Source organism: Oceanicaulis sp. (genome assembly GCF_965284345.1).
Taxonomy (GTDB): Bacteria; Pseudomonadota; Alphaproteobacteria; order Caulobacterales; family Maricaulaceae; genus Oceanicaulis; species Oceanicaulis alexandrii_A.
Genome location: NZ_OZ260073.1, coordinates 2,903,972 through 2,925,178 on the forward strand (window position 1 = coordinate 2,903,972; position 21,207 = coordinate 2,925,178).

21 protein-coding genes and 5 tRNA genes are annotated in these 21,207 nt (G+C 60.7%); 18 read left to right on the plus strand and 8 right to left on the minus strand.

Annotated features, from left to right (window positions below):
• Positions 1 to 3: 3 nt before the first annotated feature.
• The 3 genes from ACQ66J_RS14090 to ACQ66J_RS14100 all read left to right on the plus strand — a co-directional run bounded on the left by ACQ66J_RS14090 (position 4) and on the right by ACQ66J_RS14100 (position 1,312).
• A complete protein-coding gene (locus tag ACQ66J_RS14090) occupies positions 4 to 492 on the plus strand; it encodes a MerR family transcriptional regulator (RefSeq protein WP_430432124.1) in 489 nt (162 codons plus the stop codon).
• 126 nt (positions 493 to 618) lie between these two features.
• A tRNA-Pro gene (locus ACQ66J_RS14095) sits at positions 619 to 696 on the plus strand.
• 73 nt (positions 697 to 769) lie between these two features.
• On the plus strand, positions 770 to 1,312 hold the full coding sequence (locus ACQ66J_RS14100) for a MarR family winged helix-turn-helix transcriptional regulator (protein WP_375549109.1): 543 nt from the start codon (positions 770 to 772) through the stop codon (positions 1,310 to 1,312).
• Positions 1,313 to 1,368: 56 nt separating this feature from the next.
• Here the strand turns inward: ACQ66J_RS14100 and ACQ66J_RS14105 are convergent, their stop codons facing one another.
• A complete protein-coding gene (locus ACQ66J_RS14105) occupies positions 1,369 to 2,493 on the minus strand; it encodes an acyl-CoA dehydrogenase family protein (protein ID WP_430432125.1) in 1,125 nt (374 codons plus the stop codon).
• 30 nt (positions 2,494 to 2,523) lie between these two features.
• A complete protein-coding gene (locus ACQ66J_RS14110; protein ID WP_430432261.1) occupies positions 2,524 to 3,705 on the minus strand; it encodes an acyl-CoA dehydrogenase family protein in 1,182 nt (393 codons plus the stop codon).
• 163 nt (positions 3,706 to 3,868) lie between these two features.
• Here ACQ66J_RS14110 and ACQ66J_RS14115 point away from each other — a divergent pair, with 163 nt between their 5' ends.
• Complete coding sequence (locus ACQ66J_RS14115; RefSeq protein WP_430432126.1) at positions 3,869 to 4,945, plus strand: COX15/CtaA family protein; 1,077 nt, start codon at positions 3,869 to 3,871, stop codon at positions 4,943 to 4,945.
• On the opposite strand, the gene ACQ66J_RS14120 is transcribed toward ACQ66J_RS14115, so the two are convergent.
• Positions 4,942 to 5,967 (minus strand): hypothetical protein, encoded by a 1,026-nt coding sequence (locus ACQ66J_RS14120; protein WP_430432127.1) that lies wholly within the window; start codon positions 5,965 to 5,967, stop codon positions 4,942 to 4,944. The two genes, ACQ66J_RS14115 and ACQ66J_RS14120, sit on opposite strands and share 4 nt — an antisense overlap.
• Positions 5,968 to 6,229: 262 nt before the next feature.
• Between ACQ66J_RS14120 and rplM the strand changes: the two genes are divergently transcribed.
• The 3 genes from rplM (at position 6,230) to ACQ66J_RS14135 (ending at position 8,161) form a co-directional block, all read left to right on the plus strand.
• Complete coding sequence (rplM, locus tag ACQ66J_RS14125) at positions 6,230 to 6,694, plus strand: 50S ribosomal protein L13 (protein WP_375550210.1); 465 nt, start codon at positions 6,230 to 6,232, stop codon at positions 6,692 to 6,694.
• 5 nt (positions 6,695 to 6,699) lie between these two features.
• Positions 6,700 to 7,203 (plus strand): 30S ribosomal protein S9, encoded by a 504-nt coding sequence (rpsI, locus tag ACQ66J_RS14130; protein WP_028284845.1) that lies wholly within the window; start codon positions 6,700 to 6,702, stop codon positions 7,201 to 7,203.
• Positions 7,204 to 7,330: 127 nt separating this feature from the next.
• Complete coding sequence (locus ACQ66J_RS14135; protein ID WP_430432128.1) at positions 7,331 to 8,161, plus strand: TauD/TfdA dioxygenase family protein; 831 nt, start codon at positions 7,331 to 7,333, stop codon at positions 8,159 to 8,161.
• A gap of 69 nt (positions 8,162 to 8,230) precedes the next feature.
• Here ACQ66J_RS14135 and ACQ66J_RS14140 read toward each other — a convergent pair whose 3' ends face one another.
• Together ACQ66J_RS14140 and ACQ66J_RS14145 are read right to left on the minus strand one after the other, a co-directional pair.
• Entirely contained in the window at positions 8,231 to 9,661 is a 1,431-nt protein-coding gene (locus tag ACQ66J_RS14140; RefSeq protein ID WP_430432129.1) for an alkaline phosphatase PhoX, read from the minus strand.
• Positions 9,662 to 9,702: 41 nt separating this feature from the next.
• Complete coding sequence (locus tag ACQ66J_RS14145) at positions 9,703 to 10,626, minus strand: LysR family transcriptional regulator (RefSeq protein ID WP_430432130.1); 924 nt, start codon at positions 10,624 to 10,626, stop codon at positions 9,703 to 9,705.
• Between the two features lie 102 nt (positions 10,627 to 10,728).
• Between ACQ66J_RS14145 and ACQ66J_RS14150 the strand changes: the two genes are divergently transcribed.
• On the plus strand, positions 10,729 to 11,355 hold the full coding sequence (locus tag ACQ66J_RS14150; protein ID WP_430432131.1) for a class I SAM-dependent methyltransferase: 627 nt from the start codon (positions 10,729 to 10,731) through the stop codon (positions 11,353 to 11,355).
• On the opposite strand, the gene phaC is transcribed toward ACQ66J_RS14150, so the two are convergent.
• Entirely contained in the window at positions 11,352 to 13,355 is a 2,004-nt protein-coding gene (gene phaC, locus ACQ66J_RS14155) for a class I poly(R)-hydroxyalkanoic acid synthase (RefSeq protein WP_430432132.1), read from the minus strand. The genes ACQ66J_RS14150 and phaC overlap by 4 nt on opposite strands.
• A 93-nt stretch (positions 13,356 to 13,448) precedes the next feature.
• On the opposite strand from phaC, the gene ACQ66J_RS14160 reads away from it, so the two are divergent.
• The 5 genes from ACQ66J_RS14160 to ACQ66J_RS14180 all read left to right on the plus strand — a co-directional run bounded on the left by ACQ66J_RS14160 (position 13,449) and on the right by ACQ66J_RS14180 (position 16,944).
• Positions 13,449 to 13,757, plus strand: a complete 309-nt coding sequence (locus ACQ66J_RS14160) for a hypothetical protein (protein WP_375549100.1) — start codon at positions 13,449 to 13,451, stop codon at positions 13,755 to 13,757.
• A gap of 96 nt (positions 13,758 to 13,853) precedes the next feature.
• Positions 13,854 to 14,750: a class II fructose-bisphosphatase gene (glpX, locus tag ACQ66J_RS14165; protein WP_430432262.1), complete on the plus strand. Its 897-nt coding sequence runs from the start codon at positions 13,854 to 13,856 to the stop codon at positions 14,748 to 14,750.
• Positions 14,751 to 14,755: 5 nt separating this feature from the next.
• Positions 14,756 to 16,537: a single-stranded-DNA-specific exonuclease RecJ gene (recJ, locus tag ACQ66J_RS14170; protein ID WP_430432263.1), complete on the plus strand. Its 1,782-nt coding sequence runs from the start codon at positions 14,756 to 14,758 to the stop codon at positions 16,535 to 16,537.
• A gap of 89 nt (positions 16,538 to 16,626) precedes the next feature.
• Positions 16,627 to 16,701 (plus strand) — tRNA-Glu (locus ACQ66J_RS14175).
• 168 nt (positions 16,702 to 16,869) lie between these two features.
• A tRNA-Glu gene (locus ACQ66J_RS14180) sits at positions 16,870 to 16,944 on the plus strand.
• 130 nt (positions 16,945 to 17,074) lie between these two features.
• Here ACQ66J_RS14180 and ppa read toward each other — a convergent pair.
• On the minus strand, positions 17,075 to 17,605 hold the full coding sequence (gene ppa / locus ACQ66J_RS14185) for an inorganic diphosphatase (RefSeq protein ID WP_430432133.1): 531 nt from the start codon (positions 17,603 to 17,605) through the stop codon (positions 17,075 to 17,077).
• Positions 17,606 to 17,767: 162 nt separating this feature from the next.
• Here ppa and ACQ66J_RS14190 point away from each other — a divergent pair, with 162 nt between their 5' ends.
• The 5 genes from ACQ66J_RS14190 (at position 17,768) to ACQ66J_RS14210 (ending at position 19,444) form a co-directional block, all read left to right on the plus strand.
• A complete protein-coding gene (locus tag ACQ66J_RS14190; protein WP_430432134.1) occupies positions 17,768 to 18,331 on the plus strand; it encodes a DUF192 domain-containing protein in 564 nt (187 codons plus the stop codon).
• Between the two features lie 44 nt (positions 18,332 to 18,375).
• Positions 18,376 to 18,452: transfer RNA gene (locus ACQ66J_RS14195), tRNA-Pro, on the plus strand.
• A gap of 70 nt (positions 18,453 to 18,522) precedes the next feature.
• On the plus strand, positions 18,523 to 18,828 hold the full coding sequence (locus ACQ66J_RS14200; RefSeq protein ID WP_375549096.1) for an ETC complex I subunit: 306 nt from the start codon (positions 18,523 to 18,525) through the stop codon (positions 18,826 to 18,828).
• Positions 18,829 to 18,924: 96 nt separating this feature from the next.
• Positions 18,925 to 19,001, plus strand: a tRNA-Arg gene (locus ACQ66J_RS14205).
• A 23-nt stretch (positions 19,002 to 19,024) separates the two neighbouring features.
• Positions 19,025 to 19,444, plus strand: coding sequence for a hypothetical protein (locus ACQ66J_RS14210; protein WP_430432135.1), 420 nt, complete (start codon positions 19,025 to 19,027; stop codon positions 19,442 to 19,444).
• Positions 19,445 to 19,449: 5 nt separating this feature from the next.
• On the opposite strand, the gene ACQ66J_RS14215 is transcribed toward ACQ66J_RS14210, so the two are convergent.
• Positions 19,450 to 21,087 (minus strand): SulP family inorganic anion transporter, encoded by a 1,638-nt coding sequence (locus ACQ66J_RS14215; RefSeq protein ID WP_430432136.1) that lies wholly within the window; start codon positions 21,085 to 21,087, stop codon positions 19,450 to 19,452.
• Positions 21,088 to 21,207 lie beyond the last annotated feature (120 nt).

The window sequence follows — 21,207 nt, forward strand, 5'->3', positions numbered from 1 at the left end:
GCCATGAGCGATAAATCGCCAGACGCTTACCGGACCATTTCCGAAGCCGGGGAGGAGGCGGGACTGCCCCCTCACGTCTTGCGATTTTGGGAAAGCAAGTTCGCCCAGCTCAAACCGGTCAAACGCGCGGGCGGTAGACGCATGTATCGCCGCCAGGACGTGCAACTTCTCAAAGGCTTGCGCCGGCTGCTTTACGATGACGGCTACACGATCAAGGGCGCGCAAAAATATCTGCGCGAACATGGCGTCGCATCTGTCGCGGCCTTGGCCGAGGCCAGCACGCCCAGCCCGGACCCCGCTCAGGATATCAAAACTTCGAAGGTGGCGACTCAAGTTGCGGTCCAGTCGGATGCGCCGGTGACGCCCCATAGAGATGAGCCGCAACAGGCCGCGAGCTTGTCCGGTGGCCAAGTTGACCTGGCGCGCAGCGCGCTGTCACGTCTGGAGCAGGCGAGGGCGCGGCTCTCTGAAGTGCTTGAGAAGACGGCCTGAGCACAGCGCTGGCGCAGGGCTGCAACAGGTCTGCGACACACCGCGCTGAATGGTTGCCTGTCCGCTTTTTGGCCCTTATACGTCTCTCCTCTCCGAACGCCGGGACCTGTTCGGAGACTGAAACGTCGGAACGTGGCGCAGCCCGGTTAGCGCACTGGTCTGGGGGACCAGGGGTCGCGAGTTCGAATCTCGCCGTTCCGACCATTTCCCTTTCTGAACAAACTCATGGTAAGCCAATCGGGTGCTTTCGCGTCCGCGCATGTCCATGATGGGTTCGATGACTGATTATGATGAAATCCTGATCGCTTTGCGTCGTATTACGCGGGCGATTGATATTCACTCCAAACGCCTGGTGAAAAGCTCAGGGCTGACGGCGCCGCAGCTCGTCGTGATCCAGGCCTTGCGCAAGGATGGCGAGCTGGCCCCAAGCGCGATTGCTCGAGCGGTGTCTTTGAGCCAGGCGACAATCACCTCCATTCTCGACCGTCTCGAGAACCACGGCTATGTCGTCCGGCGCCGCAGCGAGAACGACCGCCGGGTGGTCATGGTTGGGCTGACGTCCGCCGGGCTTGAGAAAGCCGACAGTGCGCCGGAACTTTTGCAAGCAGGCTTTTTGCGCGCGTTCCGCGAACTGCCCAGCTGGGAGCAGCATATGCTGATCGCCTCAGTGCAGCGGGTGGCCGAGCTTATGGACGCTGAGGATATTGATGCTTCGCCCATCTTGTTGGCGGGCGAGATGAAGCAGCTTTATGAAATGGCGCCGGAGACCGCCCAGGCGCAAACCGACACGACGACTGAGACTGAGACCGATCCCTCATGAACAAAAAAGGCGGAGCCGCGAAACGGCCCCGCCTTGATCTGGAGTAAAGCGGCGCGCTAGTAGCCGCTCATCCGCGCCACTTCGCCGGCGTTGAAGGCGTCATCGCCCATGAATTCGCCGGCCGCCTGCGCGCGCTTGTAATACAAGCCGATATCATACTCGTCGGTCATGCCGACACCGCCATGCATCTGGATGCCTTCGGCGGCGGCGAGACGTGAGACTTGGGTCGCCTTGGCCTTCGCCGCGACGCACCAGAGCGGCGCCTGGCTAGGCTGGGTGTCGAGCGTGGTCAGCGCCCGACGCACCAGAGAGCGCGCCAGCTCCAGCTCGCCCAGAAGATGGGCGGCGCGATGCTGCAGGCCCTGAAAGCTGGAGATCGGCACGCCGAACTGTTCGCGTTCAGAGATATAGGCGATGGTGTCGTCAAACGCCTGCTCGGCGACGCCCAGCGATTCCGCCGCCTGGCAGGCCCGGCCAGCGTCCAGAAGACGGCGATAGGCCGCATCGAGATCGTCCGCGCCAGACAGGAAGGCGTCGCCATCGAGTTTGACGTCGTCAAAGTCAAAATCGGCGGGCACATGACTGTCCACCGTCCGGCGATCGGTGCGCGTCACGCCGTTGGTTTTGGGATCCACCAGAAACAGGCCAATCTGGTCGTCATCCGTCCGGGCGACGACGATCAGCATATCCGCGCCAGCGCCTTCATTCACGAAACGCTTTTTACCCGAAAGAACAAAGCCGTTCCCGTCTTTCTTCGCGCGGGTCTGGATGTGGTCTGGATTGTGTCGCGCCCGCTCGTCCAATGCAACCGCAATGACGGTTTCACCGGACGCGATTTTCGGAAGCCAATTTGATTTCTGCGCGTCGGTCCCCGCCAGATTAAAGGCGGTGGCCGCCAGAACCGACGTGGACAGGAAGGGCGAGGAGGCGAGGGTGCGGCCCATCTCTTCCAGCACCAGGCCGGCTGCGGCATAGCCCATGTCCACGCCGCCATGGTCTTCACTGACCAGAACGCCGCTCCAGCCCATTTCCGCGAAGGACGACCACAAGTCAGCTGAGAAGCCGGTCGGGCTCTTCTCGTCACGCAAGGCGCGAAGGGCGGTCACGGGCGAGGATTCGCCAAGGAAGGCACGCGCGGAATCACGCAGCATCTGTTCGTCTTCGTTGAGAACAAAGCTCATCGGTAAAATCCTTACTCTGGAAGACGCGGCTTACGCGCCCGGCAGGTTCAAAACGCGCTTGGCGACAATGTTGAGGTTGATTTCGCTGGTGCCGCCCTCGATGGAGTTGGCGCGCGAGCGCAACCAGGAGCGGGCCGGATCGCCATCGCTATCCTTCTCGCCTTCCCACAATAGTCCGTCAGAGCCCAGAGCGGACATGTTCAGCTCGTTGCGGCGCTTGTTGAGCTCGGTGCCCATATATTTGAGCAAGGATGCACGAGCGCCGACGCCTTCGCCATGGTCGGCCTCTTCCTTGACCCGGCGCATGGTGGCTTCAAACGCCAGACCATCAATGGTCAGGCGCGCCACATCGCCGCGCAGGATCGGGTCAGACATTGTGCCGTCCGCCTCGACTTCACCGGACTGATGCGCGGCGGTGACCGGGTTCAGCCCGCCAAAGGCGGCTTCAGACACAATGCCGGCGCGTTCGTGGCTGAGCAGGTATTTGGCGATTTCCCAGCCCTGGCCGGCATTACCGACGCGGTTATCCACCAGAGCCCTGGCGTCATCAAAGAAGGTCTCGCAGAAGGGCGACTTGCCTGAAATCAGTTTGATGGGCTTGGTGGTGACGCCCGGCTGGTCCATGTCGATGAGCAAGAAGGAGATGCCGTTATATTTCGGCGCATCCGCTTCGGTGCGAACCAGCGCGAAGATCCAGTCAGACTGATCGGCGTAAGACGTCCAGACTTTCTGACCATTGACGGTGTAATGATCGCCGTCCAGCACGCCCTTGGTGCGCAGGGAGACGAGGTCGGAGCCGGCGCCCGGTTCTGAATAGCCCTGACACCAGCGAATTTCACCACGAGCGATCGGCGGCAGGAATTTCAGCTTCTGCTCATGGGTGCCATATTTCAGCAGCGCCGGGCCAAGCATCCAGATGCCGAAGCTGTCCAGCGGTGAACGAGCGTTGATCGCCTTCATTTCCTCTTTAAGGACAAAGGCTTCGTCTTTACTCAGGCCACCGCCGCCATATTCTGTCGGCCAGGTCGGCACGGTCCAGCCGCGTTCGGCCATACGCTCAAGCCAGAGTTTCTGATCTTCGCTGGCGAAGGTCCAATTGCGACCGCCCCAGCAGATATCGGCTTCGGACCGGATCGGCTGACGCATGCTCTCAGGACAGTTGGCCTGGAGCCAATCTTTTGTTTCCTTGCGGAAATTCTCAAGCGACATGATGCGCTCCTCCCTTGCGTTTGGTAGAAAGGTAAGGCGCTAAGCAGTTTCTGACCAGTCCTGATCGAATACCTCATGCACTGACCATTCGCCGCACGGACGCCTTGCCCCCGGGCGTCTGTCAGATATGTAGCTAATCAGACGACTGGTTCGATCAGGATCTGAAATGACTGCGCACGCCTTACCCAAGCCTTTCACCGCCGCTGATACGCATCGCGGCATGTTCTGGTGGCTGGTCGTGGTGGGGTTGTTTGTCTGCTCCATGATCGTTGTGGGCGGAGCGACACGCCTGACGGATTCAGGGCTGTCGATCACCGAATGGCAGCCGATCACCGGCGCGCTCCCACCGCTGACGGAAGCGGGCTGGGAAGCCGAACTCGAAAAATATCGCCAGATCCCCGAATACCAGGAACAGAACCGCGGCATGAGCATGGCCGAGTTCCAGTTCATCTATTGGTGGGAGTGGGGCCATCGTCAGCTGGGTCGAACGCTGGGTCTCGTCTATTTTGCGCCCTTCGTCTTCTTTCTGGCCACCCGTCAGGCGCCGCGCCGTTTGCTGCCGCGTTTGTGGGTGCTGTTCGGCCTGGGCGGGCTTCAAGGCGCGATCGGCTGGTGGATGGTGTCCTCTGGGCTCGTAGACCGGCTGGATGTCAGCCAGTACCGGCTGGCCACGCATCTGAGCATGGCCTTCATCATTCTGGGGCTGACGCTCTGGACCGCTTTGGAACTGCGCTATGGCCAGGCGAAAGCGCTGACCCGGTCCCGGCTTTTCAGATGGGCCTGGATCTTCTGGGCTGCGGTGCTGGTGCAGATCGCGCTCGGCGCGTTTGTCGCAGGGCTCGATGCAGGCCGGATTTTCAACACCTGGCCGGGCTTTCAGGGCCAGCTGATCCCCGATGACTATCTCAGCGGCATGCCGTTCTGGCAGGCGATTTTTGAGAGCCGCCCGGCGGTGCAATTCCAGCATCGCTGGTTCGCTTATATTCTGCTGGCAGGTGGGCTGTGGCTCTGCTGGACGGTGATCAAAAGCCCGGCGCCCGAGCTCAAGCGCATGGGGCAGGTCGTGGCGGTCGCCTTGATCGTTCAAGTCGTGCTGGGCATCGTCACCCTGATCTATGTGGCGCCGCTCTCGCTGTCGTTGATGCACCAGGCGGGCGCGATCATCCTGTTCCTGGCCAGCGGCGGGCTGGCCTGGACGGCGGCGCGTGGCGCGCTTCCGGTTGAGCCCGAAACGACGCGCTAGGCGTCGTCCGGGTTCACCACCGTCCGAGACAGGACTTCGCGAGCGACCAGCTTGATCCGCGAATCCGCCGCGTCATAAGTCGCCAGGATCCCGCTCGAAAACGCCATGCCGCCATAATTGTCTTCGGTGACCGCGAGCGCGGTGGGCCGGACAAAGGCCGGGGCGCTGAACCCGTCTTCAAACTGAACGTCCGTGATCAGATCCAGCGTACGTGCGTCATAAACCGAGACAAGACCGGTTTGGGACGAAGCGACCAGCGCGACGGGGCGTCCCAAGAGCTCGGTATAGGCCACGTCCGCCACTGACAGACCGGCCGCAAATGCGGATTGCTCGCCGCTCGGTGAGACGCGTGAAAGCCCTGCGGTCGGTCCCGCGACCAGAAGATCATCATTCGCCGCCGCGCAAGACCGGGCCGGGAAGGGCAGAGCGCGCGCCTCCCGAGGCTCAAGGGTCAGGCCGTCGCCGCCTGCATCCCGGATGCGTACGAGCTGGGCGGACGAGTCTTCGCCCAATAGCGCCAGCTCCACATATCCGATCCCCTGATCATACAGGCAGACGCCCGCAGCGGTGGACAGGCTTGCTTCCGACTCCAGCGGCAGCTCGATCACTTCACGGGTTTCGCGCACCACGACGAAGCTGCGCAGCATGCCCAGATCATCAACGCCAAACAGCATCGGAAAGGTCTCGCCGCGTAAGGCGAAATCAGGCACGCCGGCGAGGCCGCGCAATTGCGGGCCGCCGGCGCTGATCAGCACCTGGCCGTCGACATTGAAGATGTCAAAACCGCCGCCCGACAGGGACGCCGCCAGCAAGCCCGTCCAGGGCGCATCCGCATTGGGCAGGAACAAAAGCGATTCAGCGCGACCCGCAGACTCAAACGCACCCGTAACGATCGCGCTCCGGGTTTCCTGGGACGAAGCCGCGCCATCATCGGTTTCTTCCGGCGCTTCACAGCCCGCCATCCAGAACAGTCCGCCGGACAGGGCTGCGGTGAGGAGTAGGCGGGAGCGACGTGCGGTCATGATCAGCCTCAGAGATGAACAGGCGAAATTGTGTGTGAGCGCACACTATATTCAATCCATGACGCCGTCACATGACGCGTGCAGCCTATCAGACCTCCGCAACGCCCAAAGGATGCGGTAACTGAATACCTTATCCGTAAGTGGCTGAAAAACAGTCAACTTCACAACAGGTGTTGACGCGACTGTTTGGTCCGCGTAGAAGCCGCTCACCTTCGTGACGGGGATGGGCCCTGTCATGGCGAACGGACACCAAGGCAGAGCGATGAAGACCTTTACCGCCAAGCCCGCGGACGTTGAGAAAAAGTGGGTCGTGATTGACGCAGAAGGCGCCGTTGTCGGCCGCCTTGCAGCGTACATCGCCACGCGTCTCCGCGGCAAACACCGTCCTGAATTCACCCCTCACGTTGATACGGGCGACCATGTGGTTGTCATCAACGCTGACAAGGTGGTGTTCACGGGCCGTAAATTCCAAGACAAGCGCTATTATCGCCACACCGGTCACCCGGGCGGCATCAAGGAAACCTCTCCGCGTAAAGTGCTGGAAGGCCGTTTCCCTGAGCGCGTGGTCGAGATGGCCGTTAAGCGCATGCTTCCCAAGGATAGCTCCCTGGCGCGCGGGCAGTTCACCAAACTGCGCGTTTACGCTGGCGCGGAGCATCCGCATGAAGCACAAAATCCTGAAGTCATCGACTTCAAGTCCATGAACACCAAGAACGCGCGGGGCTAATGAACATGGCTGATGAAGCTCGTTCCCTGGAAGACCTGAAGTCTGCACTGCAGGATGCAGGTTCTGAAATCGTTCCGGAAGCTCCGGAAGAGCAAGTGCTCGCCGAACCGAAAATCGACGAATTCGGCCGCGCTTACGCGACCGGTCGTCGTAAAGACGCCACGGCGCGCGTTTGGATCAAGCCGGGCTCCGGCAAGATCATCGTCAATGGCCGCGAACAGGAAGTGTATTTCGCACGTCCGGTTCTGCGCATGCTGATCGCCCAACCGTTCGAAACGGCTGAACGCGTTGACGCATTTGACGTGTATTGCACGGTCAAAGGCGGCGGCCTGTCTGGTCAAGCTGGCGCGGTTCGTCACGGCATCTCCCGTGCGCTGACCTATTTTGAGCCCTCCCTGCGCGGCGTGCTCAAGGCTGGCGGCTTCCTCACCCGCGACTCCCGTGTGGTTGAGCGTAAGAAATACGGCCGTAAGAAAGCCCGTCGTAGCTTCCAGTTCTCGAAGCGCTAAGACGGTTTTCAAATCGACTTTGGGGAAGGGCGGCTCATTTGGGCCGCCCTTTTTCGTTCGCGCTGCGCTTTCATGATCGCGGCGCTCATGCTCTCATCTCCCAAAACATAAAACGGGAGGAGAGATCATGATCGAGGTGACGCCCAGCGGCGGGTCCTGTGGCGCAGAGGTGCGCGGCGTGGATTTGTCAAAGCCGCTCTCAGACAGCGAGATCGCGGAGATACAAACGGCCTGGCTGGATCATCATGTGCTCGCTTTTCCCGATCAGAAACTCGACGACGACGAACTTGAAGCCTTTTCCCTTCAGTTTGGCCAGTTTGGCGAGGATCCGTATTTCAATCCCATTCCGGGCCGAACCCATATCGCCGCCGTGAAACGCGAAGCCAGCGACACCAACCCGATCTTCGCCGAGCACTGGCATTCAGACTGGAGCTTTCTCGCGTATCCGCCCAAGGGGACCGTGCTCTACAGCCTCGATATTCCGCCCCGGGGCGGCGACACGCTGTTTTCCAACCAGCATCTGTCCTTTGACGCCATGCCCGACGAGATGCGCGCCCGGTTCGCAGATCTCAAAGCGATCCATTCCCCGGTCATGGGGTATTCTCTTCAGGGCGCCTATGGCGATGTAACGAAAAACGGCGCCATGGATATTCGCCCGTCCGAAGAAGCCGCCCACATTCGTTACACACACCCGCTCGCGCCCATTCATCCTGAAACGGGCCGTCGCGGGTTTCTCAGCGGAATCGGCTATCTGATCGGCTTTGAGGGCGTGGACGACAAGACCGCGCTCGACCTGATCCTGGAGCTCAACGCCTGGCAGTCACGAGAAGAATTCGTCTTCGCCCAGAAATGGCAAAAGGACATGCTGGTCATGTGGGACAATCGCAGCGTCGTTCACAAGGCGACCGGCGGCTATGAAGGCCATCGCCGCGAACTACACCGCATCACGCTCTACTAAATACAAAGGGCGGCGGCGTGGGCAGTAATTCTGCCCACGCCTGTTTCGCACACCCTGAGACGCGCAGCTCTAGACCGCTGCAAGCGATCGCGTCTGCCAGGGGCCTTTCACCGCAAAGGTCCGGCCCGGGCCGTTCTGGACATTGAAGAACAAGGTTGAGCCGTCGGGAGAGAAGCAGGGACCGGTGATCTCGCTATAATCGCCCTCGGCGTCAGACGCGGCGTTGCGGCCGATCGTATAGACGCGGCCATCCGGCGTGACGCCGCGAATGAACTGCTCGTTGCGGCCATCCTCGACCACGATCAGATCACCCCAGGGCGCGACAGTGATGTTGTCGCACTTTTCCAAGATGCGCTGGTCGGTCGTCTGGACCAGCAAGGTCAGTTCGCCGGGCTGGTCGGCTTCGCCCGATTGTCCTTCGTCGGGCGAGGGGCGGTAGCGCCAGATCTGACCGATGCGTTCTGGGCCGCCATCGGTGCAGCAGAAAAACATCTCGCCATCACCAAACCACATGCCTTCCCCGCGGGTGAAGTTCGCAGCGCCAGCGTCCACAAGGCGGCTGGCGAGATCATTGTGCGGGTTGTCGACGCCATCCACATCAATCCATTCGCACGCCAGTGTTTCGCCCACATCAACCGTCTGCGCGTCGGCGTCCCAGTTATGCGTGTTCAGGCTTGGACGACCGCGAACGACGAGCGCCTGCAAGCGACCGCCCTGATGCAGTTCATCACCGACTTCAGGCAGGAAACGCGTGATCAAGGACGGGCGCGCATCTTCGGTCTGATAAACAATATTGGTGCGTGGATCGATCGCGCACGCTTCACGGTTGAACCGGCCCATGGCGGTCAGAGGTTCGGCGGTCACAAGCCCCATCGCCTGAGAGGGCACTTCAAACGCATAACCATGATCGCGCAGCCCATAGCCTGCGCCGGCTTGCGTCAGGCTTTCCTCGCACGTGATCCAGCTGCCCCAGGGCGTCGGTCCGCCTGCACAATTGCGTTCTGTGCCGCCCAGCGACAGGAACTGGCGGACGACGCGGCGTGTGGCCAGATCCACATGGAGTGTGGTGGTGCCGCCCAGATGCGTCAGACCGCCTTCTTCATGATCATAGAGTTTGCCGGCGTCGATCCGGGCGAGCCCGCCGCCGTCCGGACCGAAAGGGGATTCATTAATCTGGTCGGGAGAGAGCTCGTGGTTGCGGACCAGAATGACCTGACCGTCTTCCAGCCCGGGGAAGCAGGCCGTGCCGTCATGGTCGCCCGGCACGATCAGGCCGTCATCCATGGGCTCACCGGTTTCCGACAACGTCACGTAATCAAACCCGGCCGGAAGATCGAACAGCCCGTTCGGATCGGAGTGCAGATCGCCATAACCCTGGACCTGATTGATATAGGCGGCAGAGCCTTGCGCCAGCGCGCGGGCGTTCAGCAAAGGCAGGGCGCTGAAGGCGGTGCTGATGGCGGCGGCGTTCGAGAGAAAGCTGCGACGTGACAGAGACATGAGAGGCTCCTGAAGTGCGGTGTTATTACATAACGCTCTCATCACACTTTAGGTGAGGAGTGTGACACTGTCGTTTCATCGACTTCGTGTTGAAGCGCTGAGGTCAGATGATCAAAGACAAGCCGAATGCGCGGATTGGTTTGCAATTCCCGATGCGTCACCAGCCAGACCGGGAACTGGATGTTCACAGCCTCAGGCAATACGCGCTCAAGTCCCTCGCAATATGTTCCGCAGGGCAGAATGCATATGCCAAGACCTTCTCGGGTTAGCGACACCAGCACTTCACCATAGCCGCTGCGCACTTGCATCCGGTCTTTGGGCACCGTGATCCCTATGTCCTCATAATACTCAAACGAGCGATCCGCGTCGTCAAAACCGATAAAATCGTGCCCTTCAAGCTCAGCAAGGGTGAGTGGACGACCGGCGCGGTCCAGATAGTCCGGCGATGCAAACAGACCCGCAGCGTGCTCACATACCAGCTTACCGATCAGATCGTCTTGTTCAGGCCGAACGTGCCGAATGGCGATATCGGCTTCACGGCGTTTCAAATCTTGCACTGAATTGGAGGCGATCACATCAAGCTGCAGATCCGGGGCGATGCGCCGCAACCGGGCCACAACCGGGGGCAGGTGCTGCATGGCGATGAGGCTTGTCGCCGTGATGGTGACGACGCCCTGCAAAGTGGACGCCTGTCCATCAGCAGCGAGCGAGAGGGCGAAGGCGCCATCGAGCATGATTTCAGCAGGTTCCAGCATCGCCGCGCCGGCTTGGGTCAGGGCCATTGAGCGTTTGCCGCGTTCAAACAAGGTCACGCCCAGCCGCGCTTCCAAACCGCTGACCTGCCGCGATAATGTGGGTTGCGTGAGCCCCAAAGCTCTGGAGGCGGCGGAGAAAGAGCCTTCCCGCGCTGTGGCGACGAAGGCCCGCACCTGGTTCCAGTCATAATCGAGGGCTGACCACTTCATTGATTTGCGTATATCAGATGCGCTTATTTACTCAATATCCAAATAGGGGAGACTTCGCTATCGAGAGGACAATAATACTATAAAGACGGTCAGGACCTCTCCATGTCGAACGATAAAGCCTTCTGGGATCGCATTGCGCGCAAATACGCCGCCGATCCCATCGCCGATGAAGCGACCTATCAACACAAGCTCGAAAAGACGCGCGAATGCTTTACGCCCGACTCGCGCGTGCTTGAGTTTGGCTGCGGCACCGGGTCCACCGCTCTGCTTCACGCGCCCTTCGTCAAAGATATCATCGCGACGGATTTGTCTGACGGCATGATCGAGATCGCGCTTGAACGGGCGGCTGAGGCCGGTGTGGACAATGTGCGGTTTCAGGCTGTCGACGTTGCAGACCTGGCAGAACCCAATGAGAGCTTTGACGTGGTGTTGGGGCTGAACGTCCTGCACCTCCTGCCCAATAGGCGCGAAGTGATGACGCAGAGTTATGATCTGCTCAAACCAGGCGGGGCGTTCATCACCAGCACAGCCTGTCTGGGAGACGGGATGTGGTTCCTGGCGCTGATCAAACCGATCATGCGTCTGTTTCGCGGCTGGCCGGATTTTCAGATCTTCCGAGAGGCGCGACTGATCGACGAAATGCGGCAGGCAGGATTTGAAATCGCCTACAGCCATCGGCCAGCAAAAGCGCCGACCGTTTTTGTCATCGCCAGAAAGCCTTCGCTCTAGCTTCGAACTTTCACGTACTCCCCCGGCGCCGGGCAGAGCGGCTCTCTGACGCCGCCGCCCGGTTGCCGGGCGGGAACCATTTCATCACTGAGCGCCATCAGCCAGTCACGCCAGTGCGGCCACCAGGAGCCAGGATGCTCGACCGCATCCTTCATCCAGTCTTCGCGCGTTTCAGGCAGCTTGGTATTGACCCAATGCTGATATTTCTGGGCGTCGGGATGGTTCACCACGCCGGCGATATGACCTGAACCGGCCATCATGTATTCCACCGGACCGCCGAACAGGCGCGCCGATCGGTACACGCTATCAGCTGGCGCGATATGGTCTTTCTGGCTCGCCTGCATGAAGATCGGGATCTGGATGTCTTTCATGTTCAGCACATGGCTATCCAGCTCCAGCTTGCCTTGCGCGAGCAAGTTCTGGCGATAGAACGCGTTCAGATAAAACAGATGCAGCGCCTTGGGCATGCGAGTCTGATCGGCGTTCCAGTACAGAAGATCAAACGCCTGTGGCTCGCGGCCCAAGAGGTAGTTCTTGATCACGAACGACCAGACCAGATCGTTGGAGCGCAGCATGTTGAACGTGTCCGCCATGGTGCGGCCGTCCAGTACGCCGCCCTGTGTATCCATCAGGCGCGAGATTTCGGCGATCCATTCTTCATCCGCGAAGACGAGCAGGTCGCCAGCCAGCTTGAAGTCATGCTGGGCCGCAAAGAAGGTCGCGGAGGCGATGCGGTCATCGTGCTCGGCCGCCATCCAGGCCAGCGCTGTCCCCAGCATGGTTCCGCCAATGCAATAGCCGACCGTGTCCACCTGACGTTCGCCAGTCACCTCTTCAATCACTTCAAGGGACTGGAACAATCCCTCTTTGATATAGTCCTGGAAGGTCACGTCTTTCATCGCGGCGTCAGGGTTGACCCATGAAATCAGGAAAACCGTGAAGCCCTGTTCGGTCAGCCAGCGGATCATCGAGCTCTGCGGGCGCAGATCGAGAATATAGAACTTGTTGATCCATGGCGGTGCGATCAGCAAGGGACGCTTGCGAACCTGTTCTGTGGCAGGCGCGTACTGGATCAGTTCCATGACCCGGTTGCGGTAAACAACCTGGCCGGGCGTCGTGGCGAGGTCCATGCCGACTTCAAACCCGGTCATGTCAGTCTGGCTGAGCGCCAGGCGACCCTCGCCGCGTTCCAGGTCTTCCACCAGACGCATCAGGCCGCGCGTGAGGTTCTCGCCCTTTGTCTTGACAATTTCTTCCAGCACATCGGGGTTGGTGAGGGCGAAATTGGTCGGTGCGAGGGCGTCCACCAATTGTTGGGTCAGGAACTGGACCTTGCGTTTGGTCGCTTCATCCACGCCCTTCGCGCCATCCACCAGGCCCATCAGGAACCGCTGATTGAGCAGATAGGACTGCTTCATGGCGTCAAACAGCGGATGTTCGCGCCAGGCGTCAGACTTCCAGCGTTTGTCAGCTGGGTCCGGTTTTATCACCGGGTCCGGGACTTCACCGCTCATCATACGACGCGTGGCGTTCGACCATAGATCCAGATATCCCGCGTATAGGTCCGCCTGGGACTGCATGAGCAATTCAGGGTCAGACAGGATATGCTCCCAAGTGTTCAGCACTTCGGGATTGGCGTGAAGCGGATCAGCCTGCGGCATCATGGACGGATCGCCTTCCAGCGATCGGCGCACGCGTTCACTCAAGAGTTTCTGGCCGCCCAATGAGGCCTTGAGCACATTGCGCGAAATTTCGTCCAGCTTCTCCAGATACGCTTGCGGCATATGGCTCAAATGTTCGTCCAGCTGATCTTGCTTTGGCGCTTGCGACGCGTCAGCTTCAGTTCTGCTCTTGGCTTTAGCCTTGGCGGCGGAGGCTTTGGGAGCCCGCTTGCTTGCCGGCTTCTTCGCGTTGGAGGCGGCGGATTTCGGAGTCGCTGTCTTTTTCGGTTCGGTTTGCGATCCGTCAGAGGACTTGGAAGATGATTTGCGCGTTGTCATTCGCCCGGACTCCTTACAGTGGGTGACAGCCACGGGACAAAGCGTATAGAAAGCCACGACCGCGTCCACCGGTCAGGAGGTCGCTGCAAGCTCATGACACTGAAAAAAACACTTCTTCTTCTGACGCCCTTGTTCCTCGCTGGCTGCATGATGGCGCCAGCCCGGCAAGATCCCCGCTGGACGGATGAGGCTTTGGCGGCGCAACCGCCTCATGAGGCGCCGGTTTTCGTGCCGACCTTGCGCCTGTCCGCCGATGAACGCACCTCAATGCGCGCACAGGAAGCTGACGTCATTGAAAGTGGACGCGCCGTGCTTGCAGATGGCCAGGCTCTACGCGGTCCTGATCCTGATTCTGAACGCTACGCCGCCGAACAGCGTGCGCGCACGCAACCGCCTCAATAAACACCGATTTACTCCAGATTGCCTGAAGGAAGACTCTCCATGTCCGATGGTTTCGCCCTCGATCGTCTTGTCACTGGCGCGCTGAATGCGGCTGAAATGGCCGCGATCGCCGCCTCCGCCCTCGTGGGACGGGGCGACAAGATCGCCGCCGACCAGGCCGCTGTGGACGCCATGCGCACCGGGCTGAATGCGACCGAGATGAAAGGCCGCATCGTCATCGGCGAAGGCGAGCGCGACGAAGCGCCCATGCTCTACATCGGTGAAGAAGTGGGAACGGGCGAGGGGCCTGAAATCGACATCGCCCTGGATCCGCTGGAAGGCACCAGCCTGACCGCAAAAGGCATGGCGAACGCCCTGGCCGTGCTGGCTCTGGCGCCGCGTGGCGGCCTGCTCAATGCGCCTGACACTTATATGGACAAGATCGCCATTGGCGCGGGATATCCTGAAGGCGTCATCGATCTGGACGCCAGCCCGGCGGACAATGTCAAAGCGCTCGCAAAATCAAAGGGCGTCGCTCCGTCTGACATGACCGCCTGCGTGCTGGATCGTGAACGCCATGAAGACATCATCGAGTCGATCCGTTCCACTGGCGCGCGCGTCAACTTCATCACCGACGGCGATGTCGCCGGGTGCATCAACGCCGCAGACGGCGAAGCGGACATCTATATCGGCCGTGGCGGCGCGCCTGAAGGCGTGTTGAGCGCAGCGGCGCTGAAATGCCTGGGCGGCCAGATGCAAGGGCGTCTGTATTTCCGGACGGACGACGAACGCGAACGCGCCAAGCGCGTCGGGATTGCTGATCTCGATCGCAAATATGATCTCAACGAGCTCGCGTCTCAGGATTGCCTGTTCATCGCGACGGGCGTGACCCATGGCGAGATGGTCTCCGGCGTCACGTTCGGTTCAGGGTATGTCGAGACGCAATCCCTCGTCTTCTCGTCCGCGTCCGGGCTGCGCCGCGTCATCACCACCCGGCGCCCGCACCAGTCTTGAGCCCGATGACCGCCGAGCCGCTTTTCGGGGTCCGCCACTCTTTGGGCGGGCGCACCTGGCGGCTGAAAGCGGCTGACGACGCAGCCATACAGGCGATCACCCGCGCTACGGGCGTCTCTGACGCTCTGGCGCGGTTGATGGCGGCGCGTGGACTGACCGCTGACACCGCCCCGGCTTTCCTCGCCCCCAAACTGCGCGACAGCTTTCCCGATCCGACCAGCCTGAAAGGCATGAACGAGGCCGCGGTGCGCATCTGGGACGCCGTTGAGGCCGGCGATCGCATTGCTCTGTTCGCAGATTATGATGTGGACGGCGCCACCTCCGCCGCCCAGCTTGGCGGCTGGTTGCGGGCTCTAGGCGCAGAACCCATCATTTACGTGCCTGACCGGATTGAGGAGGGCTATGGCCCGAACGCTCCGGCGCTCAAACATCTCAAGGAGCAGGGCGCCCGTCTGGTAATCACGCTTGATTGCGGAGCGGCGTCCGTCGGCCCGCTGACGGCGGCGCACAAGATGGATCTGCCTGTGGTGGTGATTGATCACCACCTGATGGAGGGGGAAATTCCCCCGGCTGACGCTTTGGTCAACCCCAACCAGCCTGGCGACGCCTCTGGCTGCGGGCATCTGGCCGCGGCGGGCGTGACGTTCGTTCTGCTGGCGGCGTTGAACCGGGAAGGGCGCAAACGCTGCGCTTTCAAGGATCAAGCCGAGCCCAACATCCTCGACTACGCGGATCTCGCCGCGCTTGGAACGATCTGTGATGTGGTGCCGCTGACAGGGGTCAATCGCGCGATCGTCACCCAGGGGCTGAAAGTAATGAGCGCGTGGTCGCGTCCCGGCATGGCGGCTTTGGCCGCGGCTGCGGGCGTCACAGGGCCGGCCTCGCCCTATCATGCGGGCTTCCTGTTGGGACCGCGCATCAATGCAGGCGGCCGTGTGGGGCAGTCAGATCTTGGCGCGCGCCTGATGATGACGACCGATCCGGCCGAGGCCGCTCACATCGCCCAGACGCTGGATGCGCTCAACGCGGAACGCCGGGCGATTGAATCTGATGTTTTGGAGCAGGCGCAGGCCCAGGTCGAAGCGCAATCCATCGCAGATGACACGTCTATCCTCGTCGCTTCGGGCGACCATTGGCATCCCGGCGTCATCGGCATTGTCGCAGGGCGGATCAAGGAACGCTTCAATCGCCCCGCCATCGTTATCGGCATTGATCCTGAAACGGGGCTGGGCAAAGGCTCCGGTCGCTCCTGCGCCGGGGTCAATCTGGGCGGCGCGGTGGCGGCGGCGCGCGAAGCGGGACTTTTGGAAGCGGGAGGCGGTCACGCCATGGCCTGCGGCCTGACGATCCAGGTGTCGCGAATTGGCGAGCTGACTGAATTTCTGTCTGACACGCTCAAGGGTGAATGGGCGAGGGCGGATGAAGCGCGCACCTATCAGGTGGACGCCGTGGTCAGCCCGTCTGCCGTGAGTTTTGAGTTTTGCGAGGCCCTGTCCGCCGCTGCGCCCTATGGGGCGGGCAATCCTGAGCCGCGATTCGCGTTCTCCTCCCTGCGGCGCAGTTATGCGCAACGGGTCGGGACCGATCATGTGCGTTTCTCCTTTGAATCGCCGGGCGGCGGACGTCTGACCGGAATCAGCTTTCGCACCGCCGACGGTCCGATGGGGCAGGCCTTGCTCAATGGTCCCGACGGGCTGTGGCACGTGGCGGGCAAGTTGAAAGCCGAAGATAATCGCTATGGCCGCAAGGCGGAACTGCACCTGGAAGATCTGGCCAAGGCGGACTGAAACGATCTGCACCGATTGCTGTAAAACCTACACAGACATGCTTGCATGACATCGCCGGGACAGATATATCACCGCCTCCACACCGATGCGGGCCCTTCGTCTATCGGTTAGGACGCCAGGTTTTCAACCTGGAAAGAGGGGTTCGATTCCCCTAGGGCCTGCCATCGGTGTGATAATCAAAACGGACTGACCGCCCTTGTGGCGGTTTTTCTTTTTTGAGCAGACTGTTTCAGGCCAAATGTCTTCAGTTCTGCACCTGGCGGACGCAGCCTGTAAATGGTCGCTTGCCACACACTATGGGGACCGGTATACGACCGCTCCCGACGCGCTGCGGGCCCTTCGTCTATCGGTTAGGACGCCAGGTTTTCAACCTGGAAAGAGGGGTTCGATTCCCCTAGGGCCTGCCACGCGCGTCGCCTCCCTTCACGATCGTCTCAGAACAGCGTCAGCGTAAGGACGTGACTTTACGGCGTACGCATGAAAAACGGCGCACGAGAGACCCATGCGCCGTCTTCAAGTATTCATTGGCAAGAGGGCTTAGGCCTTCTTGGCGCGCTCCATGGCGGCCGTGATCATCTCGCGGGCGCGCTCGACGCCGTGCCAGCCCTGAACCTTCACCCATTTATTGGGCTCAAGATCCTTGTAGTGCTCAAAGAAGTGCGTGATCCGCGCCAGCTGAGCGCCGTGGACATCGTTGAAGTCTTTGATGTCGTCATAGAACGGGGTCAGCTTGGCGTGCGGCGCTGCGAGGATTTTTTCGTCCTGACCGCTCTCGTCTTCCATCATCAGCACGCCGATCGGACGGGCGCGCACGACGCAGCCCGGCACCAGCTCGGTCTGACCCAGCACCATCACATCGATGGGATCGCCATCGTCAGACAGGGTGTGCGGCATGAAGCCGTAATTGCACGGATAGCGCATCGGGGTGTGCAGGAAGCGGTCGACGAACACCGTGCCTGAGTCTTTATCCAGCTCGTACTTGACCGGTTGGCCGCCGACGGGAACCTCGATGATGACGTTGATGTCTTCAGGCGGGTTCACGCCGGCGCTGATTTTATCAATGCGCACGAATAGTCCTCCAGCGAAACGCGAATGTTGGCGCGCAAAAAACCGTGTTGAGCGCCCAGCTGCAAGTGATTTGTGCGGTGCAAGACAATTTCTGATTTTCAGACCGTCTACAGGCGCGTTGAGAGATTGCGCGCAAAGGCGGGCGGAGCTAGCTTGCCGCCCATGATGATCGGAACTCGCATTCTTGCCCTGGCTGCCGCCGCACTTGTCGGTTTCGGCTCCGCCGGCTGCGCCCTGGCGCAGTCTGTCGACCCCACCGCGCCTGACGCTGTCGTTGAGTATGGCGGCCCTGACCCGCTGACCATCGAAGGGGATTTCGGATCGCACACCTTCACGGTTGAGGTCGCAAACACCGATGATTCTCGTGAGCGCGGTCTGATGCACCGCGACTCCATGGATCCCGATGCGGGCATGCTGTTTGATTTCGGGCGTGAGGACTTCATCTCGATCTGGATGGAGAACACCATCATCCCGCTCGACATTCTCTATGTGCGGGCCAATGGCGAGATCGCCAAGATCGTCACAGGGGCGCAGCCGTTTTCCCGGCGTCCCATGTCGTCAGACTATCGCGTGATCGCGGTGGTGGAGCTCAATGGCGGACGCACGTTGGAGCTGGGCATCGAACCGGGCGACCTGGTGCGTCACCCGTTGTTCGGCAATGTCTCGGACGAAGAGACCGGGATCGCGGCCGATGACACTGCGGAAGAAACAGATCCGCAGCGCTAGGGAGCTTGCGCCAGACGGCGCAGCCCCCTAAACGATTTGCATGTCGGGGCGTAGCGCAGCCTGGTAGCGCATCTGGTTTGGGACCAGAGGGTCGCAAGTTCGAATCTTGCCGCCCCGACCATTATCTTCAGGGCTTTTTAGGAAGCTTTGGGTGAGACAGGACTGTCGACAGCCAAGTCTGGACGAGAATCATGTTCGCGAAGATCTACCGCCCTTCAAAAACCGCCATGCAGTCAGGCCGCGCCAAGTCTCAGGACTGGGTTCTGGAGTTTGAACCGGCCATGGCCAAGCGTCCCGACCCCTTGATGGGCTGGGCGTCCAGCGGCGATACGCGCCGTCAGATCCATCTTCATTTCGACACCAAGGACGCCGCTGTGTCTTACGCCCAGCGTTACGGCATCGCGTTCCAGGTCCGCGACGTGCGAGAAACCCCGCGCAAGATCAAAACCTACGCCGCCAATTTCGATGCGGATCGTAAAGAACCCTGGTCTCACTAGGCCGCTAACGCCCCAATCAGACCTCCGCATCGCCCTTTCCCGTAACGCCGTGTCTTCACAGGATGCGGCGTTCCGTTCTAATGAGGGTGACGGTCAGGCCCCGTAGCTCAACTGGATAGAGCACCGGACTTCTAATCCGACGGTTGTAGGTTCGAGTCCTACCGGGGTCGCCATGGCGGGAGGGACGGGGGCAATCATGTCAGGCGATAGTGAAGGGCAGGGACGGCTGCGTTTCGTCTTCGACGAAGAACGCGACCTTTTGGAAGTCGTCTATCCGACCTGCATGGATGTTGAGGCCGTTCGCGAGGCCATGGCCTATATGCAGACAGGCCCGATCTCAAACCAGGGCCGGACCTTGATCAATCTTACCGAGGTTGAAGAGATCACACTGACTTCCGCTGATCTCGTCAGCTTCGCCAATCAACGCGCGCGCGATTTCGGCGACAAGTCCCGTACGCGCCAGTTCAATGCGTTTTATGGGGTGAAGGACAGCATCCGCGAACCCGTCGACGCCTGGACACGGTTCTTCCCCACAGGCGGCGGCGCCGTGGAAATGCGCCTGTTTGAAGAGCGCCATGACGCGCTGTACTGGCTGATGGGGCGGTTGGCCCGATAACGGGCTTAGTGACCGCCGCCGAATGCGCCGGTCTTCACCGAATAATCGGTCGCGATCTGATACTCCGGGTCATCATCTGAATCGATCATCAGCTGACCGGCTTTCGTCAGCAGCTGATGGCAGTCGCGTGACAGATGGCGCAGGCGAAGCTCTTTGCCGCTCGTCTCGTACTTCATCGCCAGATCTTCAATCGCCTGCAAGGCGGACTGGTCGACCACACGCGAGCGCTTGAAGTCCACGATCACCACATCTGGGTCGTTCTCGATGTCAAAGAGCTCGCTGAAATTGTCGGTCGAAGCGAAAAACAGCGGACCGTCCAGTTCATAGGTTTTCGCGCCGGGCACCGTATGGCTGTCATGGGCTGAGATGTGCAGGCGCTTGGCTGAGCGCCACGCATAGACCAGCGCGGAGACAATCACGCCGGCGACGACCGCCACAGCCAGGTCGTACTGAACGGTCACCACCGTCACCAGAACGATCACCAGCGCGTCAGAGCGCGGGATCTTGAACATGATCCGCAGCGAGTTCCACGCGAACGTGCCGATCACAACCATGAACATCACGCCCGTCAGTGCGGCGAGGGGGATCTGCTCGATCAGCGGTGCGCCGAACAGGATGAAGCTCAGCAAGAACAGCGCCGCCATGATGGCGGCCAGACGCGTGCGCGCGCCTGATTGCACATTGATCATGGACTGGCCGATCATCGCGCAACCGCCCATGCCGCCGAAGAATCCTGTCACAACGTTCGCTGCGCCTTGAGCCACGCATTCCTGGGATGCGCCGCCACGTTTGCCCGTCAGTTCGCCCACAAGGTTCAACGTCAGAAGGCTTTCGATCAGGCCAATGGCGGCCAGAACCAGCGCATAGGGGAAAATGATCTTCAGCGTTTCGAAGTTGAGAGGCACAGTCGGAATATGGAAGCCGGGAAGACCACCTTGGATGCTGGCGAGGTCGCCGACGCGCGGCGCTTCAAGTCCGAACCCGATCACGATGGCGGCGGTGATGCCGATACCGGCGAGCGGGGCGGGAATCGCCTTGGTGAATTTCGGCAGGCCCCAGATGATCAGCATGGTCAGCGCCGTCAGTCCGAGCATCACCATCAGCGGGACGCCCGTCAGCCAGTCGCCGCCCGCCAGACCATGCCCGCCGCCGCCATGGTCGGATCCCGGCACCTGAAACTGGCTCAGCTGGGCTAGGAAAATCACGATGGCGAGGCCATTCACAAAGCCCAACATTACCGGGGTCGGCACCAGTCGAATAAACTTGCCCAGCTTGAAAATGCCGGCCCCGAGCTGCAGCACGCCCATCAGCACCACGGTCGCGAACAGGTATTCAACGCCATGCTCGGCCACCAGCGCCACCATAACGACCGCAAGCGCGCCCGTTGCGCCTGAGATCATGCCCGGACGGCCGCCGAACACCGCGGTGATCAGGCCGACGATAAACGCTGCATAAAGCCCCACCAAAGGATGGACGCCCGCGACAAACGCGAAGGCCACCGCTTCGGGCACCAGCGCCAGCGCCACCGTCAGGCCGGCCAGCACTTCGGTTTTCAGTCGGTTAGGATTGGTCAGCGACAGGTTTGCGTCCTGCTCAGTCAGCGAAAGACGCTCCACAAGCGCAGTAAGAGTGGCTTTGACCATCACGATAGATCCCGGCTGGATGAGACAGTGTTGCGCCTTAGGGCTGCAAGCAAGCTGCGTGCTCTGACACGGGCCTTGCTGCAACGCAACACTCAAGCCTGATTATTTTTGGCGCATTGA

What these genes read in the sequence shown, in the direction of transcription:
- ACQ66J_RS14215 (WP_430432136.1), bottom strand. Translation starts at nt 21,087, where the DNA reads ATGGTCAAAGCCACTCTTACTGCGCTTGTGGAGCGTCTTTCGCTGACT.
- recJ (WP_430432263.1), top strand. Translation starts at nt 14,756, where the DNA reads ATGACCGCCGAGCCGCTTTTCGGGGTCCGCCACTCTTTGGGCGGGCGC.
- ACQ66J_RS14135 (WP_430432128.1), top strand. Translation starts at nt 7,331, where the DNA reads ATGATCGAGGTGACGCCCAGCGGCGGGTCCTGTGGCGCAGAGGTGCGC.
- glpX (WP_430432262.1), top strand. Translation starts at nt 13,854, where the DNA reads ATGGCCGCGATCGCCGCCTCCGCCCTCGTGGGACGGGGCGACAAGATC.
- rplM (WP_375550210.1), top strand. Translation starts at nt 6,230, where the DNA reads ATGAAGACCTTTACCGCCAAGCCCGCGGACGTTGAGAAAAAGTGGGTC.
- rpsI (WP_028284845.1), top strand. Translation starts at nt 6,700, where the DNA reads ATGGCTGATGAAGCTCGTTCCCTGGAAGACCTGAAGTCTGCACTGCAG.
- ACQ66J_RS14190 (WP_430432134.1), top strand. Translation starts at nt 17,768, where the DNA reads ATGATGATCGGAACTCGCATTCTTGCCCTGGCTGCCGCCGCACTTGTC.
- ACQ66J_RS14100 (WP_375549109.1), top strand. Translation starts at nt 770, where the DNA reads ATGACTGATTATGATGAAATCCTGATCGCTTTGCGTCGTATTACGCGG.
- ACQ66J_RS14160 (WP_375549100.1), top strand. Translation starts at nt 13,449, where the DNA reads ATGACACTGAAAAAAACACTTCTTCTTCTGACGCCCTTGTTCCTCGCT.
- ACQ66J_RS14200 (WP_375549096.1), top strand. Translation starts at nt 18,523, where the DNA reads ATGTTCGCGAAGATCTACCGCCCTTCAAAAACCGCCATGCAGTCAGGC.
- ACQ66J_RS14105 (WP_430432125.1), bottom strand. Translation starts at nt 2,493, where the DNA reads ATGAGCTTTGTTCTCAACGAAGACGAACAGATGCTGCGTGATTCCGCG.
- ACQ66J_RS14145 (WP_430432130.1), bottom strand. Translation starts at nt 10,626, where the DNA reads ATGAAGTGGTCAGCCCTCGATTATGACTGGAACCAGGTGCGGGCCTTC.
- ACQ66J_RS14120 (WP_430432127.1), bottom strand. Translation starts at nt 5,967, where the DNA reads ATGACCGCACGTCGCTCCCGCCTACTCCTCACCGCAGCCCTGTCCGGC.
- phaC (WP_430432132.1), bottom strand. Translation starts at nt 13,355, where the DNA reads ATGACAACGCGCAAATCATCTTCCAAGTCCTCTGACGGATCGCAAACC.
- ACQ66J_RS14140 (WP_430432129.1), bottom strand. Translation starts at nt 9,661, where the DNA reads ATGTCTCTGTCACGTCGCAGCTTTCTCTCGAACGCCGCCGCCATCAGC.
- ACQ66J_RS14115 (WP_430432126.1), top strand. Translation starts at nt 3,869, where the DNA reads ATGACTGCGCACGCCTTACCCAAGCCTTTCACCGCCGCTGATACGCAT.
- ACQ66J_RS14090 (WP_430432124.1), top strand. Translation starts at nt 4, where the DNA reads ATGAGCGATAAATCGCCAGACGCTTACCGGACCATTTCCGAAGCCGGG.
- ACQ66J_RS14210 (WP_430432135.1), top strand. Translation starts at nt 19,025, where the DNA reads ATGTCAGGCGATAGTGAAGGGCAGGGACGGCTGCGTTTCGTCTTCGAC.
- ACQ66J_RS14150 (WP_430432131.1), top strand. Translation starts at nt 10,729, where the DNA reads ATGTCGAACGATAAAGCCTTCTGGGATCGCATTGCGCGCAAATACGCC.